General features: G+C 62.7%; 17 protein-coding genes. 3 read left to right on the top strand and 14 right to left on the bottom strand.

The window, feature by feature from the left end:
• Positions 1 to 82: 82 nt before the first annotated feature.
• Positions 83 to 1,174 (bottom strand): GlxA family transcriptional regulator, encoded by a 1,092-nt coding sequence (locus OKW45_RS34905; protein ID WP_026225747.1) that lies wholly within the window; start codon positions 1,172 to 1,174, stop codon positions 83 to 85.
• 320 nt (positions 1,175 to 1,494) lie between these two features.
• On the opposite strand from OKW45_RS34905, the gene OKW45_RS34900 reads away from it, so the two are divergent.
• Positions 1,495 to 2,619 carry a branched-chain amino acid ABC transporter substrate-binding protein gene (locus OKW45_RS34900; protein WP_429474011.1) on the top strand — a complete coding sequence of 375 codons (1,125 nt, stop codon included), beginning with the start codon at positions 1,495 to 1,497 and terminating at the stop codon, positions 2,617 to 2,619.
• A 794-nt stretch (positions 2,620 to 3,413) separates the two neighbouring features.
• On the opposite strand, the gene OKW45_RS34895 is transcribed toward OKW45_RS34900, so the two are convergent.
• From OKW45_RS34895 to OKW45_RS34880, 4 genes are all read right to left on the bottom strand, one after another.
• Entirely contained in the window at positions 3,414 to 4,583 is a 1,170-nt protein-coding gene (locus OKW45_RS34895; RefSeq protein ID WP_429473435.1) for an IS91 family transposase, read from the bottom strand.
• A 22-nt stretch (positions 4,584 to 4,605) separates the two neighbouring features.
• Positions 4,606 to 5,481 carry a site-specific integrase gene (locus tag OKW45_RS34890; RefSeq protein WP_429473434.1) on the bottom strand — a complete coding sequence of 292 codons (876 nt, stop codon included), beginning with the start codon at positions 5,479 to 5,481 and terminating at the stop codon, positions 4,606 to 4,608.
• A 117-nt stretch (positions 5,482 to 5,598) separates the two neighbouring features.
• The gene (locus OKW45_RS34885; protein ID WP_429473433.1) at positions 5,599 to 5,862 is read right to left on the bottom strand and encodes a hypothetical protein; all 264 of its coding nucleotides are present in this window, start codon (positions 5,860 to 5,862) and stop codon (positions 5,599 to 5,601) included.
• A gap of 478 nt (positions 5,863 to 6,340) precedes the next feature.
• Positions 6,341 to 6,625, bottom strand: coding sequence for a hypothetical protein (locus tag OKW45_RS34880; protein WP_429473432.1), 285 nt, complete (start codon positions 6,623 to 6,625; stop codon positions 6,341 to 6,343).
• Positions 6,626 to 6,924: 299 nt separating this feature from the next.
• On the opposite strand from OKW45_RS34880, the gene OKW45_RS34875 reads away from it, so the two are divergent.
• Complete coding sequence (locus OKW45_RS34875; RefSeq protein ID WP_429473431.1) at positions 6,925 to 7,173, top strand: hypothetical protein; 249 nt, start codon at positions 6,925 to 6,927, stop codon at positions 7,171 to 7,173.
• A gap of 394 nt (positions 7,174 to 7,567) precedes the next feature.
• Here the strand turns inward: OKW45_RS34875 and OKW45_RS34870 are convergent, their stop codons facing one another.
• The 9 genes from OKW45_RS34870 to OKW45_RS34830 all read right to left on the bottom strand — a co-directional run bounded on the left by OKW45_RS34870 (position 7,568) and on the right by OKW45_RS34830 (position 14,948).
• Positions 7,568 to 8,554 carry a YeeE/YedE thiosulfate transporter family protein gene (locus tag OKW45_RS34870; RefSeq protein WP_429473430.1) on the bottom strand — a complete coding sequence of 329 codons (987 nt, stop codon included), beginning with the start codon at positions 8,552 to 8,554 and terminating at the stop codon, positions 7,568 to 7,570.
• 215 nt (positions 8,555 to 8,769) lie between these two features.
• A complete protein-coding gene (locus OKW45_RS34865; RefSeq protein WP_429473429.1) occupies positions 8,770 to 8,913 on the bottom strand; it encodes a hypothetical protein in 144 nt (47 codons plus the stop codon).
• An 18-nt stretch (positions 8,914 to 8,931) separates the two neighbouring features.
• Positions 8,932 to 10,104, bottom strand: coding sequence for a patatin-like phospholipase family protein (locus tag OKW45_RS34860; protein ID WP_429473428.1), 1,173 nt, complete (start codon positions 10,102 to 10,104; stop codon positions 8,932 to 8,934).
• 1 nt (position 10,105) lies between these two features.
• The gene (locus OKW45_RS34855) at positions 10,106 to 10,909 is read right to left on the bottom strand and encodes an SDR family NAD(P)-dependent oxidoreductase (protein WP_429473427.1); all 804 of its coding nucleotides are present in this window, start codon (positions 10,907 to 10,909) and stop codon (positions 10,106 to 10,108) included.
• A 191-nt stretch (positions 10,910 to 11,100) separates the two neighbouring features.
• A complete protein-coding gene (locus OKW45_RS34850) occupies positions 11,101 to 11,610 on the bottom strand; it encodes a cupin domain-containing protein (RefSeq protein WP_429473426.1) in 510 nt (169 codons plus the stop codon).
• 197 nt (positions 11,611 to 11,807) lie between these two features.
• On the bottom strand, positions 11,808 to 12,590 hold the full coding sequence (locus OKW45_RS34845) for a 3-hydroxybutyrate dehydrogenase (protein WP_429473425.1): 783 nt from the start codon (positions 12,588 to 12,590) through the stop codon (positions 11,808 to 11,810).
• 11 nt (positions 12,591 to 12,601) lie between these two features.
• Entirely contained in the window at positions 12,602 to 13,996 is a 1,395-nt protein-coding gene (locus tag OKW45_RS34840) for an NAD(P)/FAD-dependent oxidoreductase (RefSeq protein ID WP_429473424.1), read from the bottom strand.
• Positions 13,997 to 14,035: 39 nt separating this feature from the next.
• Positions 14,036 to 14,545, bottom strand: coding sequence for a DoxX family protein (locus OKW45_RS34835; RefSeq protein WP_429473423.1), 510 nt, complete (start codon positions 14,543 to 14,545; stop codon positions 14,036 to 14,038).
• Between the two features lie 85 nt (positions 14,546 to 14,630).
• A complete protein-coding gene (locus OKW45_RS34830; protein WP_429473422.1) occupies positions 14,631 to 14,948 on the bottom strand; it encodes a BufA1 family periplasmic bufferin-type metallophore in 318 nt (105 codons plus the stop codon).
• A gap of 275 nt (positions 14,949 to 15,223) precedes the next feature.
• On the opposite strand from OKW45_RS34830, the gene OKW45_RS34825 reads away from it, so the two are divergent.
• Complete coding sequence (locus OKW45_RS34825; RefSeq protein ID WP_429473421.1) at positions 15,224 to 15,931, top strand: response regulator transcription factor; 708 nt, start codon at positions 15,224 to 15,226, stop codon at positions 15,929 to 15,931.
• The last annotated feature ends 2 nt before the right edge of the window (positions 15,932 to 15,933 follow it).

Below are 15,933 nucleotides of genomic sequence, written 5' to 3'. Positions count from 1 at the left end.
GCACCGATCTGCCGAAAAATAGAAGAAACGCGACAGATGCCTGAGGGACGAGACGAAATGCGCCGCGCGCGGCCCGCGAGGGTCAGGCCGCGGCGGCGCTCCGCGACGCGCGTAGCTTGCCCGGCGTCACGCCATAAGCCTCGCGGAACACGCGGATGAAATGTGCCGAGTCGGCGAAGCCGCACTCGTACGCAATGTCAGTAATCTTGCGTGCCGTGTTGACGAGCATCCAGCGCGCGTAGCGCATGCGCATGCGCCGATAGAACTCGTTCGGCGATGTGTCCATCTCCGCCATGAACGCGCGTTCGAGATTGCGCACGCTGGTGCCGATCATCTTCGCGATGACGGCAATGTTCAGCGGTGCTTCGAGGTTCTCTTCCATCAGCAGCACCGCGTGACGCACCGTGGCATCGTCGACGGAAAGGTAGCCGAGCGCCGCGCGCCGCTCGACAAACGAGGAGCCGCCCTGACGGCTCACTGTCATCTGATGAATCACCTTCGACGCGCGATCCGGCCCGCAATGCAGGCTGATCAGGCGCGCGGCCAGTTCGACCACGGAAATCCCGCCCGCACAGGTGATACGGTCACCGTCAATCAGATAGTCGGCGTGCGTGATGACACGCAAGGCCGGAAACATGCGCCGGTAGTCGTCGAGATGGAAGCTGTGCACGCAGGCGACGCGATCTTCGAGCAGGCCCGCACGCGCCAGCACGAAGCTGCCGGTGCACATGCCGACTAGCGGAATGCCCGCGTGGAGGGCCTGTTTCAGATAATCCCAGTAGCGACGGTCGACGTGATCGAGATGCGGCAGCAGGCCGCCTATCACGACCAGATAGTCGAATTGCGCGACGTCTGGAAACGCGGACTGCACCTGCACCGGAATACCGCAGCTCGCCTCGACCGATTCGCCTTGCACGCCGACGATCGTCCACAGGCAGCGCAACTGCCGGCTCTGGTCGCCGCGATCCGCGGCATGGCGCAGCGCATCGCACAGGCCGGCGAGCGACAGCATGGGAAAGCGCGGCCATAAGAGGATGCCAACGCTCAATTCCGCTTCGGAGCGGCTTTCGCGTTTCTGGAGCGTACGCGGTAACGCGTCCAACTGCTCGACCAGTTCGTGAGCCGCCTGCGCATGGGGCTGGGAAACGCTAGTAGGAGGGGCAGCAGTCGGCATGCGCGAACTCGTGGGCGGTTCGTTCTGATTATACGGTGACGGGTTGCGAATCGGTGTGGCTGGCGCTTGCCGCAATTCTTCTATTTTCCGGCAGATCGATTCAATGCCGCGGCATTCTGGCTGCATAAATTTGTAACCGCTAACGAACGACGCCGCGCCCCGAGGTGCGGCACGCTCCAGCGAAGGCAGGCATACCGGCCGCATTGAGACGCGTGCGGCTTGTGCGTCCGGTCGACAGACGGCGCTGGCCGCTCGTCCCGGCCAACCACAACTACTTTTTCGGGTGAAGCATGAGCAAAAGCATAGCCTTGGGTCGCGGCATGGCGACTGTCGGGATTCTGGGAACGTTGGCGGCCGCTGCAATGGGCGTCGCCCGTGCCGACGAGATGGTGAAGATCGGCGAAGCCGCGCCCGTGACCGGACCGGCTTCGTACCTGGGCAAGGACACCGAAAACGGCGCGCGCCTCGCGATCGAGGAAATCAACCAGAGCGGCCTCGTGATCGGCGGACGCAAGGTGACGCTGGTGTTCGACGCACAGGACGATGCCGGCGATCCGCGTCAGGCGACCCAGGTTGCCCAGAAACTGGCGGACGACAAGGTTGTCGCGGTGGTCGGGCACATGCAGTCGGGCTCGACCATTCCCGCTTCAAAGATCTACAACGATGCGGGTATCGTGCAGGTGTCGCCATCCGCGACGAATCCGGCGTACACCCTGCAGGGATTCAAGACTGCGTATCGTGTCGTCGCGACGGACGCTCAGCAAGGTCCGACGCTTGCCGACTACGCGGCAAAAACGCTGAAGGTGAAAACGGTTGCGATCGTCGATGACTCGACCGCCTACGGTCAGGGACTTGCCGTCGAATTCGAGAAGCAGGCGAAGGCGGACGGCATCACGGTGTTGTCACATGACGCGAGCACCGACAAGGCGGTCGATTTCCGCGCGATTCTCACCAAAATCAAAGGCGAAAAGCCCGACGCGATCATGTACGGTGGACTTGACGGCACGGGCGGCCCGTTCGCGAAGCAGGCGAAGCAACTCGGCATGACGGTGAAAGTACTGGCCGGTGACGGTTTATGTGCCGACGATCTGGCCAAACTTGCCGGCGACGCATCCGATAACGTGATCTGCTCGATTGCCGGTGCGCCGCTGCTGAAAATGGCCGAAGGACCAGCTTTTGTCGAACGTTACAAGAAGCGTTTTGGCTATGCACCGGTCTTGAACTCACCGTTCGCATACGACGCGGTGGGCGTTATCGTCGCTGCGATGAAGCGCGCGCAATCGACCGACTCCGCGAAGATTCTCGCCGCGATGCCGGCCACCGACTACCACGGTGTGCTCGGTGAAACGCAGTTCGATTCGAAAGGTGATCTGCGGCACGGCGTAATTTCGCTGTACAAATATGTCGGAGGTAGACAGACGTTACTGGGCGTCGTGGAGAAGTAATCGCGTTTTAGCAGTCTTTTTGTTTCCTTGTAAACCCCGCTTCCAGACTTGTCGTTCCTGCAGCGGCACAGGCGCTCGTTCATGTGCCGCTTTCTTACGACACCACGATTTCGGTTCACGCTTTGCAGGTACTCTGCGACGCTTTAATACGCGTTCCCATCTGACCTTCACTGGAACGAAGGTTGACCTCAAATGGACTCCGCAACCGCGCAGGCGCTCGCGGGCGGCAAGCGGCAAATGTTGGCTATGGCTAGAGTGCTTTCCTCAAGGTACCAAACTGGCTAGACGGAGGAACTGAGTCCTGCAGTCGAACAACGACAGGCCGATATCAACGCTAAAACGGACACCCGCAATCTGGCCTGAAGGGCTGGTCAGGGTCGACTACTGCCCGACGCAGACCGATCGATGGCGGGCGACTCCGCCGGTTCTACGTCGGACTGGGTTCGTTAAGGCTTATTCGATGCCTGCCATCGCCCGCAGGAATGTGAATGCCTCCGCGCGTGCCGGCAGGCGTCGAATAAGCCCGATGGAGGAAACCGCGGAGTGCTCCGCTGTGGTCGGAACTCGCCGCTATGGCGATTGATAGGTCGGGATGTTCAGCGATGTCGGATGCGGTGCGGCCAGGCGGGATGCCGGACGGGCGCTGACGCCGTAGCGAAGCCGCGCTGTCGTGCAATCGCGATGGTGATGCGCACGCGGGAGGCGCCTTTCGAAGCGCCAGGCGCGAACGTCCGCTCGTGGGCCGCGTTGCCGCAAAGCCGACGGTCGGTTCAGATATCGGGGAAACGTTGTGCTCATGTCTGAGCACGGCACATCGGCGGTGCGCGGATCGGGGCGCTGCGCTCGAGGATGTCGACGACGATCATCGGTGCGCCGCAGTGCCGGCAGATGAAGACGGGGCGGGCTGCGACGATGGCCTCGTCCGGTGACGGGCTGATTCCGGGTGCGACGTGCAGCAGATCGCGCACCTTCGCGAGACTGGCGCGGCGTACCGGGTTGGCGAGCAGGCCGTAGTGACGGATCCGGTGGAAACCACCGGGCAGCACATGGAGCAGGAAGCGGCGCATGAATTCGCCAGCCTCCAGCGTCATGGTCTTGTAGCGGGTGCGTCCCTTCGCCCGGTAATCCTTCCAGCGGAACGTCACGCCACGCTCATCGAAGGCGACGAGGCGCTGGTTGGAGATGGCAACGCGGTGCGTGTAGCGTGAGAGGTACTCGAGCACCGCCTTTGGTCCGGCGAACGGGCGCTTGGCGTAGACCACCCATTCGCAGGTACGCAGCGGCGCAAGCCACCGGGCAAAGGTGGCGGGATCAGCAAGCCCGGTGTACTCGCCGAAGAACTGCAACTGGCCATGCCGGTGGGCCACTTCGAGCGCTTCGAGGAAGCGCCGGCGGAACAGGCGTGAGAGCACGCGCACCGGCAGGAAGAAGCCGGGCCGGCACGCAATCCAGCGCTCGCCATCGGGCGAGAGTCCGCCGCCGGGGACGATGCCGTGCACGTGTGGATGATGCGTGAGTGCTGAGCCCCAGGTGTGCAGTACGAGCGAGGCCCCGATCTGGGCTCCGAGGTGTCGGGGATCTGCGGCGATCGTGCGCAGCGTGTCGGCGGCGATGTCGAGCAGCAGGCCGTAGATGATCCGTTTGTTGTACCAGGCGATCGCACTGACGGGCGCGGGGAGCGTGAAGACGACGTGGAAGTATTCGACGGGTAGCAGATCGGCCTGGCGTGCTTCCAGCCAGCGGTGTGCGGCGCTGGCCTGGCACTTCGGGCAATGCCGGTCCCGGCACGAGTTGAAGGACACCTCTGTCCTTGCGCAGCCTGAACAGCGCAGCACATGTCCGCCCAGTGCCGCCGTGCGGCACCGTTCGATGGCCGACATGACCTTCAGCTGCCCCAGGCTCAGGTGTGTCGTGGCTCGCCACGCTGGCCCGTGACTGCGGAAGATGTCCGCAACCTCCAGCATTGAGGCGCTACGGCGCGCGGGCCTACTCGGAGGGCAGCCGGTCCAGCGGACTGGTGACCTCGTGCAGCAGGTCGGTGGCCACCTGGACATAGAGCGCGGTGTTCTCCAGCTTCGCATGGCCGAGCAGCACCTGGATCACGCGGATGTCCACCTTCTGTTCAAGGAGGTGTGTCGCGAAGCTATGCCGTAGCGTGTGCATGGACACGCGCTTGTCGATGTTCGCAGCCTCGGCGGCGGCATGAATGGCACGGTTCAACTGTCGCGTGCTTAACGGATCGAGCGGATCGAGCCCGGGAAACAGCCACCCACCATCGAGCATCCTGCCCTGCGCACGGGCCACGCGCCACCACACACGCAGACGCTCGAGCAGCACCGGCGAGAGCATGGCGTAGCGGTCACGGCGGCCCTTGCCCTGCTCGATACGCAGTGTCATGCGTTCGCTGTCGACGTCGGTGACCTTCAGCGCTACCACTTCGCTGGCGCGTAGCCCCGCGCCGTACGCGACCGACAGCGCGGTCTGGTGCTTCAGGTTGCCGGCGGCCTCGATGAGCCGCCGCACTTCATCGGGGCTGAGCACGACGGGTAATACGCGGGGCACGCGCACGGGTTGCATCCTGACCATCAGCTCGGGCCGGTCGAGCGTGACTGTGAAGAAGAACTTCAGGCCGGTGATCGCGTGGTTCAGCGACACGGCCGATGTGCCGTGGTCGACCAGATAGAGCCGGTAGCGCCGCAGGTCCTCGACGGTGGCCGTGTCAGGTGAGCGCCCGAGAAACCGGGCGAACTCACGCACGATGTGCAGATAGATGTCCTGCGTCTTGGGGGCAAGCTGGCGCATGCGCATGTCGTCGCTCATGCGCTGGCGCAGCGGACTGACGTTTGACTGTGAGGAGGTCATGATTCGGCTCCGGCTGGAGAACGAGGCGGATTGCCTCATTCGCCAACATACGGAACCGCGATGCCGGCCTCTCTCTGACCACCGGCGTCTGACCGTAGCCCCTACCGCGCGAGCGGTTTAGTCCAGTCGGCCATGAACAGCCAATCGAAGGTTCATGCCGAACGGCCGAAATGCGGTGAAGTTCAGCCCGTCACGGTCATGCACGCTTCGCAAAAAGTCGTTTGACCGTCGAAGTAGCCTCTCCATGCTGCCAGCCATCTCCTGCAATGAAGCTGCCTGCTCTTCGGTGCGTTGCGATAGATCCTGGTTGCCTGCCGCGATTTGGCTCGTCGCCGTCGCGATCGATTCTATGGAGGCCTGGATGGCGGCGAGTCGTGCCAATCAGCTTCTTCTGCATTCGCTTCATCGAGTACAGCAGGCTGCCGCAGTCGTTCGGGGCGGTCTCGACCATTACGGTCGCATCAGAATTGGCAATGTGGCCGGCGATTTCGGCTGCATACCAGCGTCCCCGCTGAGCGAGCGCAAAATGATGCAATAACTCCATGACAATGTAGACCAGCCGCCGCCACTACGAAGATACCGAGGCTTCGGTACAGCGTCGCATGGAATTTCCCCAACGATGTCGTCGAGCTGGAGGCCTGTTTGGAAGTCCCAACCCCGTAGCGCGTCTCGAGTAGGAAATCTTGGGCACGATCTCATTCGTGCATGGTTTGGCGAGGTCGCGTCAGGGTTTTTGAAAGCGGGGTTGGCGGTAACCAAATCGAGCACCATCGCGTGACGAATCGTGATGGCGCCCGATTGGACATTAAACCGACGTTGATTTCCGGGGACACCGAAACGCGGCGCTTCGAAGGCTCAATCAACTGCCCCGATAGAGACCGTTGATGTCGCCCTTCACATGCGTGCCACTCGAGTGCGACGCCGCGGATTTGACGGAGCCGCCGACAGGACGGTGGTCGCTGCGGGTGCCCGCAGCGTTGTGCTGTTCCGCCATGAGCGTTTGCGCGCTTGGGCCGCGTTGCGACGACGGCGCGCCCACCTCGGCGTTATAAAACGGTGCAGGACCGTATCCGCTCGCAAAAGCGGGAGCAGCGAACAACGCAGATGTCGCGACCAACACTGCAGCAGTGAACTTCGTCTTCATGAGGATCTCCAAAAATCTCGATTAATGCTGGAATGCGCCCTTTAGGGGACTTTCATCACCAGTCCGCAACGGCGTTGTCGGGCCGTCGCGAAATTAATATAGGTTCCAAAGTTCACGGCCCTATCAAGGAAAGGTCACGAGTCGGTCACACTGGCGCCTTCTGAGCCCACTAGTTCCGATGAGACAAAAACGTGACACATGCTTGACCGGCGCGTTAATTTCGGCGGCGATACTAGAGTCCAGACGTGCGGGTTTCTTTAGGCATCTGCCGCATGTAATTGATAGGGGAGGAGAGCATCATGAACACCGCTCAGCAATCTTTGCGCGCTCTGGTCGACAAATGGCTTGCACCGACTGCGGCCACGCCGGCCCACGTCATTCGGTTCAGTCGCATGAGCTCGAATCAACGGCGCTACGTCTGCGTCGAAACTACGCGTCAAATTGGCATGGCGATATTCTTTTTCCGGCACGATGACGGGTGGTGTGTATTTCCACCCACCACGCAGGGGCCGATGATTGGCGGCAGTGCTCGCACATCGGCCGGCTAGCCGGCCCGGAATCAGCGTGCCCCGGGTGCGCGACTGTCCGGAAATTTCGACTTGCTGCACGCACGGGCGGCGACCTCGCTTCCGGGTGCAGCGCCGGATCTGTTGCCAGAGCTTTATGCGTCGATCAACGGAAAGTCACGTGGCAGTTCGGGGAGCTAACCCATGACTGCGCGGTGTCATAGCCTCCGCATCGCTCCCGGGACGATCTGAACGTTGCGTGTGCGTTCGGCATCAGATGAGTGTTGTGCTGAAGCACGAATAGCGCCGCGCCAATCGCGCTGAAGATGACGAGTGTTTTGCCGATTCGGTGGCCCATGCGGCCTCCCTGTACAGAATCGTTATCCTTGTAGTTACGGGGCGGCGTTGAACGCGAACGCGTGTTGACGCAAGCGAATCAACTGCGCTCCAAGCGTGGCTGCGCTGTGCGGTCGCTCACGACTTTCTGCACGAGCGATGCCGTGCCGATCGAGGCACACATTGCGGCGAATGCAACCCATGCATAGGGGTACAGGAGCGGCATCCCCACCAATAGCAGCCCATCGTTGCCGCCGGGGATCAAAAGGCTGCCCCATCCCATCAGGGCGCCACCCAGGAAGCACTTGCTCACTTGGGCAAACGCGACGCCGGTGCTGCCAGACCGGCCGGCGGAGCGGCCGCCGAGCACTGCACCGAGCAGCAGAGCGACCAGCAACAGGCATCGTGTGATGAGACTGTTCGCCATGCCGCGGGCAAGCTCAATCAGCACATCGGTGTAGGACCAGGCGCCGACGAGCAGTAGCATGAACAGGAATGCGACGCCGATTACCGTGGTAGCGGCATGCGGTGACCAAACGTGGGAAGCAATGCCCTGGCGTACCCGCTGGATGGCACCGGCTCCCGATCCAGCGGGACGCGCTGTCAGTAGCGGACGAGCGACGCGCCAGATGATGAACGCCGCGAACAGCAGCGAAACCGAGGTAGGCGCGCGCAACACGAATGAACCGTAGTCAGGTGTGTGATGCGCGGAAGCTGTCCACAAGGCGCCGAGACTCAGGCATCCAGCGTAAAAGCCGGGCGGTGTCGCCAGATAAGCCCATTCGCCGGAGCCAAGTCTCGCAATCGCACCGAAGACGCAGGCGCCGTTGATGGACGCACCCAGGCCCAGCAGAGCCCCGCCCAGCACGGTCAGGTAATTCACCGGATAACCTGCGGGCATCTTCGCGAGCAGATGGAGCATTTGCGCGATCAACAGACCACCCGTGACCCATACCGACGCCTCGACGATTGCGATCAGCCGGTTGAACCGGCGCTTGTCGACGACTTCGTTCACCGCGGCAACGGTGCACGTCGCCCCGCGTTGAATCGCAAAGCCCATCAAGCCCGCGCACAGGGCGGCGACCACGAATGCGATACTGGTTACCATTACGTTCATTGGACCACCATCCCTTAAGGTTTGCTTCGTTCGCGACGTTTTGCTCGCAGGTCCACTCGGAACGTTCGCCGCAAGTTGTTCGAGCGTGGCCAGACAGCGAAAGCGGGGCGCTGTCCATCAAGGCGGGTTCTTCACCAGGGCGTTGCGGATCTTGCAGCCCGTCTGAACCGCCTGCTCGTTGTTAATCATGTTCGTCTGAGGCTGTCCGAGCAGCCGATCCACAGGAACTCTGGATGCTGGCCTTTGGCGAGCTTGTCAAAGTAGCCCGCATCGAGCTGAAGCTGGTGCTCGGCGAAGGCCTGTTGTTGCGAAGCAGCTCTTCGATGCATCAGACCATCCCGACCTCCTCAGGTGTGCTCGATCACGCCTTCGATCGGGTCGATCGCGACGGCCTTCCAGGGCGAACGCTCGATCATGCGCTGCGCATCGGTGTATCCCGCACTGCGGCGCAACTGGATGCCTGCGCTCGTGAAGTCGATGTCCTTGGCGTGGTCCTCGCCATCGATCCGCGGTGCTAGCAGATGTGCCACATGCATCGTTGTGCCGCAGCCCCAGGAGGCGAGCTCCTTGACCTTGGCATCGTTCTGACGGCTCGCCGGCAGTTGCTTGTGCAGCTCGCGGATCACATGGCGCAGGCGATGGATCTGTTTCTGCCGGGCAATGTGGCTGTCGGCGCGGCTCGCGTACTGGATGTCCTTCTGCCGGCTCATGACCTGCCAGATCGACGCAGGCTCGGGGGCCGCCTGGTGCCACACGTTGACGGCGAAGATGAGGGAGTCTCGCCTGGGCTTGTCGTCCAGCACCGCTTCGATCGGAGTGTTGGAGTACAGGCCACCGTCCCAGTAGGGTTCGCCGTCGACGCGCACGGCGGCAAATGCCGGGGGCAGGGCGCCGGATGCCATCACGTGGTCGACCCTGAGCTGCTCGTTGCGATTGTCGAAGTAGCGCATGTGGCCGCTGCAGGTGTTCACCGCACCCACGGTCAGCCGCGTCTTGCACTCGCATAGGTGCTCGAAGTCGACGAGTTCGCGCAGTGTTTCACGCAAGGGTGCCGTGCTGTAGTACGACGCAGCCTCGACGCCCACTTCCGCCCTGGATCCGCCGATGGCGAAGGCATTCGGCGTGAAGAAGCCCGGAATGCCGCGCGTCACCGTGTTCATGTTGGGCAGCAGGTTGCCCAGGCCCATCCAGTCGAAGAGACTCGTTAGCGGCCAGCGCTGCTCGACCCGGCGCCAGAACTCGTGGAGGCGATCGAGGCGGTCCTCGGGGCGGTTGCCGCTGATCAGCGCCGCGTTGATCGCGCCGATCGACGTGCCGATCACCCAGTCGGGCTCGATGCCGGCTTCGTGCAGGGCTTCGTACACGCCCACCTGGTAGGCACCGAGCGCACCGCCGCCCTGCAGCACCAGCACCACCTGGCCCGGCACGCCGGGGGAACCAAGCTCGAGGTCGAGCGCGGTGTTCGCATGCGTTCGCCGGCCTCGGCCGTTGCCTTGTCTAGTCGCAGTTCTTGTCGCCACGTTATTCTCCTTGCGGCTTCAGTACTGCGTCCAGCCGCCATCCACGGGGATCGCGTTGGCCGTCATGGACGCTGCGGCATCGGATGCCAGGAATGCCGCGAGCGCCGGTAACTCCTCGACCTTCACGAACTCCTTGCGCGCCTGATGCACGAGCATCACGTCGTGCACCACCACGTCGTCGGGCGAGATGTTGTGCGCCTTCGCCTGATCGGCGATCTGCTTCTCCATCAGCGGGGTCTTCACATAGCCAGGGCAGATGGTGTTGCAGGTAATGCCGAACTCGGCGACCTCGTCGGGCCACCGTCCTGGACGGCCCGATCAAGCCATGCCTGGTCGTTACGTAGGCGGCCTCGAACGGCAAGGCGGTCAGGCCGTGCGCTGAGGCGATGTTGATGATGCGGCCGGAGCGCCACGCCTTCATCTCGGGCATGACCGCCTCGATGAGGTGGAACGCGGAAGACATGTTGATCGCGACAATCGCATCCCGGTTCGGCTCGGGAAACGCCTCGATTGGTGCGACGTGCTGGATGCCGGCATTGTTGAGGACGATGTCGACCTTGCCGGACCCGGCGCCGGCAAGCTCTGCCATGGCGCGGATCTGCTCGGGTTGGCTCGTGTGGGCACCCGAGTAACGCGCCTTCACGCGGTATCGCCGTTGCAACCCGGCGCGCGTGAACTCGATCTCGTGCGCGTCGCTGATGCCATTGAGCATGACATCGGCTCCCTCTTCGGCCACGGTACGTGCGATCCCCAGGCCGATGCCGCTGGCCGACCCGGTGACGATGGCTGATTGCTGCTTGAGCATGGTGGAACTCCCAGGATTGAAGGTTTGGCTGCGGCGACCGCGCGTCGCGGTCGACCTCGTGGGTTCGGGTGAATCGAAGATGCGTGATGCCGGAGCGACATAGAGCGGATGAGCTGGACCGGTGTCCACTTGGCAAACAGCCCAGTGCCTGTCCGACACGCGCCGTGGCATGGGCACCTCGGCGCGCACGCTTACATGGTGTGCGCGTTCATCTTCGCCTCGACTGGGAAGAGATCGACCGAGATCAGCACCACCGGTACCGTTCCTTCGTTCTTCCACCAGTGCTGTGTGCCGTTGCGCTCCGGCGCCACATCGCCCGCCTTGTGCACGATCGGCACCGCGCAATTGCTCGCGTACTCGACGATTTCGCCGGACACGACGTAGATCTGCGCTGGCCGGTTTTTATGACTATGCCAAGGCACGATGCCGCCCGGCGCCACGTCGAGTTCGCGCAGCCGCAAGAGCCGCCCCTCCAATGCAAGCGGTTCCTTCGACAAGTCGGTCGACGCCCGCACGGTGTCGGTTACGCCCGTCGGTGTGCCTGGTCCGGGCTTCTGCCCCTGGCCGTCCGCCACTTGCTTGTCGAGCGGACATTCCCCGGCGCTCGCCGCGCCTGCCGCGACCGACAGCCCGGCGGCGATCATTCCCGCTACGACACACTGGCGCCAGACCGACGCGCGTTGCTGACTCTTGGTGCTCATGACGTACCTCTCTCCTCAGGTGGGTAATGGCGGGCACACGCCCGCATGAATCCGGCAGAAAAGACGCAGCCGGTTAAAGAAACTCGTGGTGAATGTCGACGCTCTGGCGCCTGCCGATCGTGTCGTAAAGCAACTGCTATTGGTTCTTGCCCCCCGTTCGCAGGCCTTGCCTCGCGTTTCGCAGTCATGTTGCACCGCTAGTGCTGGGACCAGCCGCCGTCCATCGCGAGCGCCGCCGCAGTCACCGATGCCGCGCTGTCGGAACTCAGGAACACCGCGAGCGCCGCAAGCTCCTCGACGGTCACGAACTCCTTGCGCGCCTGGTGGACTAGCATCACGTCGCGCACCACGTTCTCCGGAGATATGCCGTGCGCCTTCGCCTGATCGGTGATCTGCTTTTCGACCAGCGGTGTTTTAACGTAGCCGGGGCAAATCGTGTTGCTCGTTATGCCGTGGCCGGCGACTTCGAGCGCGACCGTCTTCGATAATCCGAGCAAGCCGTGCTTCGCCGTGACATAGGGCGACTTGAAGGGCGACGCAAGCAGGCCATGAGCCGATGCGATGTTGATGATTCGCCCCCAGCGCCGTGCCTTCATGTCGGGCAGTACGGCCTTGATCAGATGGAACGCGGACGAGAGATTGATCGCGAGGATCGCATCCCACTTCTCGTCGGGCTGTTCCTCGATGGGTGCGACATGCTGGATGCCCGCGTTGTTGACGATGATGTCCACCTGGCCGAATTCGGCGCGGGCGTAGCGCGCCATGGCGCGAATGTCGTCGGGTTTGCCCATGTCGGCGTGCGAATAGCGCACGCGCACGCCGTGCTCACGTTCGAGGTTCCGGCGTATCGCCTCGATCTCGTCCGCGTCGCCGAAGCCGTTCAACAGCACGTCGGCGCCCTGCGCGGCAAGCGCGCTCGCAATGCCGAGCCCGATGCCGCTGGTCGAGCCGGTGACGATGGCGGATTTACCATGAAGCATGAAAGACTCCTTTAGAAATTGCTGTTGGCGTGCTGAACGCTGGAGCGAAACTTGGGCGGGCAGGACGGACGGTCTGCCGCGATGGCCGTTTGCACGCGTATCTCGCCGTGGGTCTCGCGTGGCTCTTCATCGGCCTCGTGGGTGCGTGTGAAGCGCAGGTGCGTGATGTCGGTGGGGAAGAACATGCCCCAGGTCCATTCGACGAGGATGCGCAGTTTGCGTCCGAGTGTCGGCATGCGCGCGAGGTACAGTGCGCGCCACAGCAACCAGGCCGGCAGCCCTGTGATGTTGACGCCATAGACCTGCGCGACGCCCTTCATGTGGCCGATGGTCGCCATCGCCCCCTTGGTCTCGTAGGAGAACGGCTTGCCCGGCTGGTGCAGCAGGCGGTGTGCGACATTGACAGCGAGCTGGCGCGCCTGGGCCATCGCGAACTGGGCGGTCGGCGGAGAAAGACGGTCGGTCGCCGCGTTGCTGACGAGCGCGCAGTCCCCGATGGCCCAGAGACCCGGCATGCCCCGCACCGACATGTCGGGCTCGGTTTCGATACGGCCGCGTTGAACGGGCAGCGTAACGCTCTGCATGAGCTTCTGGACCAGCGGATTCGGCTTCGTGCCGATCGTGCAGACCACCGTTCCGCCGTCGATCGTCGCGCCGTCGAACAGCGTGACGCCATCGGCGTGCACGTGCGCCGCGCGTGTCTTCAGACGCACGTCGATACCGCGTCCGGACATCAGCCGTGCCGCGGCGATGCCGAGCGGCTCGGGCAGCTCGGGCAGCAACCGCTCGCCATCCTGAAGGATCGTTACGGCCAGTTCGTCGTCCGTTACGAGCTTGTAAAAGCGCTTGATGCTACGGATATAGTCGGCCAGTTCACCTGCGACCTCGACGCCCGAGAAGCCCCCGCCAATCACGATGAAATGCCCCAGCCGACGTCGCAGTTCGGGGCAGCTTTCGAGTTCAATACGCGCCAGCTGACGCAATACACGGTTGCGGATGAACATCGCATCGCCTACGAGCTTGAGCGGCAGCGAATGTTCGGCCATGCCTGGCACGAGATCGAGATTAGCCCGGGTGCCGAAAGCGAAGATCAGATGTTCGAATGGAATCTCGCGGGCCCCCGCAAGCGTCCTGCCATGAACGACCCGGCGCGTGTAGTCCACATCGGTGACCGTCGCCATGATGAATCGCGAATGGCCCAACATCTGGCGGATCGGCACGATCACCTGCTCGGGAAAGACCGAAGCGCCGACCACTTCCGCCAGCATCGGGTTGAACGTGGTATAGCTTTCCTCGCTCACCAGGATGACGCGGTACGGTGGCCGCGCGATTTTCTCGAGATGCCGCGCCAGCGTGGTGCCGGCGAATCCGCCCCCGATGATGACGATGTTCCTGTCGGTGCTCATGTCCGCTCCTCGTATTGGAAAGGCTCGTTCGCGCGATAACTAGCGACTGGCCAGTGCGCGCCCTACACGACGGCCGAGGAGGTGATCGAGCGAGAGCTTGCCCGGTCCGTGCATCAGGATCACGAGAAGGAAGAGGCCCCAGTACTGGTGATCCCTCAGGCCGACATCGCCGAGACCGGGATACGAAAGCACCGCGATGATATTGAAGACAAAGAGGCCGAACGCCGCGCCTCGCGTGCCCAGTCCGAGCACCAGCAGGACCGGGAAGCCCAGTTCCGCACCGGTGCCGAGATACGCGGCCAGCGTAGGCGGCAGAAACGGTACGGAGTACTCGCTATGGAACAGTGCGAGCGTCGTCGACCAGCTTGCGATCTTGGTCAGGCCCGACTGGAAGAAGACGAGGCTGATCATGATGCGGATGCCCAGGTCGAGCACGGGGGTCAGGAATTCCAGCGCGCCGATGACTGCCTTGCCGGCGACGATGACTGTCAACGGAAGGACGCCGGACGAAGCCGACGTGATTCCGGACGAGTTGGATGACGACTTCATTTTCGGGTTCCTCGATTCGTGATGTCTGGCGGCAGGCTGCTAACGAGGCCTGCCGTACCGGATGTCGACAGGGCAGTGCCGCGCGTCAGCCCTGGGCCGCCTTGGCCGCCGTGCTAAGCACGCCGCTCTTGCCGCCCGGCTTGGCGAATTCCGACGTCTGCAGATGAGCGCCGGCGATCTTGTCGCAAGTGCCCTTTGGCACGAGGACCCAGGCTTCCGCGTCACGGTCGGTCTTCACTGTTGCGGCGCATGAACTCTTGCTTGTGCCGCAGTCGTTCTTGCCGGCCTTGGCGATGCCCGCGCACTTCTCGAAGTCGGCGGCAAATGCGTGCGTGCTGGCTCCGATCGCGCCAAACGCGAGCAGGCCCGCAATGGCGCTGTGAATAATCGGTTTGCTCTTCATGATGGGTTCTCCAGGATGGGTGGGGACTCGGACAGACCGTTTGCCTGTCTCTGGTACTTATTGTGCAAAACGGAACTCACGCCTTTGTCCGCGAAAAATCAAATTTCTGTCACGACGTGCGATTTAGGGGCACGCAGCGTCGTGGCAGGTTGGATCGCGGTGCCTCACGGACTAGAATGATCAGGGAGTGCTGGCCAAAGTGGCAGAGGGCACAGACCGCGAAGTCGAGCCCGTCAAACGCTTTGTGCCGTCACGCACGCGAAAGAGGTGAAGCTGTGTCACGTCATGTTCTGGTGGTCGAAGACGAAGACGACATCGCGCAACTGGTCAAGATGCAGTTGGCCCGGCTATGCTGTGAGGTGACCGTGCGCAACGATGGCAACGCAGGGCTCGCGGAAGCGCTCGCCCAGCCGTATGACCTCCTCGTACTCGATCTCATGCTTCCAGGGGTCGACGGCCTGGAAATCTGCAGACGCCTGCGCAGTGAACAGCGCTATACGCCGATACTGATGCTCACCGCGCGATCCACGGAACTCGACCGCGTGCTTGGTCTCGAGATGGGCGCCGACGACTATCTGACGAAGCCATTCAGCGTCCTCGAGTTGGTCGCGCGGGTGAAAGCGTTGTTTCGGCTCGTCGACGTGCTCGTCAATCGGGCGGCGGATGCACCGAAGGCGATCGAAGCGAAAGACCTCAGGATCGATATCGAGAAGCGCGAGGTGACGGTACGCCGCGAGCCCGTCTGTCTCACGGCAAAGGAGTTTCAGCTTCTGCTGCATTTCGCGCAAAATCCCGGACGCGTGTATAGCCGCAGCCAGTTACTGGATCAGGTCTGGGGCTATAGCCATAGCGGTTACGAGCACACCGTCAATTCGCACATCAACCGTCTTCGCGCAAAGATTGAGATCAACCCCAACGAACCCGAATATATTCAAACCGTGTGGGGCGTCGGCTACAAGTTCCGAAACGATTCGAAAGGCTGATC

Origin of the sequence: Paraburkholderia lebeckiae (assembly GCF_050436225.1) — a bacterium.
In the GTDB taxonomy this organism is placed as follows: domain Bacteria; phylum Pseudomonadota; class Gammaproteobacteria; order Burkholderiales; family Burkholderiaceae; genus Paraburkholderia; species Paraburkholderia tuberum.
The sequence above is the reverse complement of the archived record's forward strand: the minus strand, read 5'-3'. Positions and strand labels throughout refer to the sequence as shown.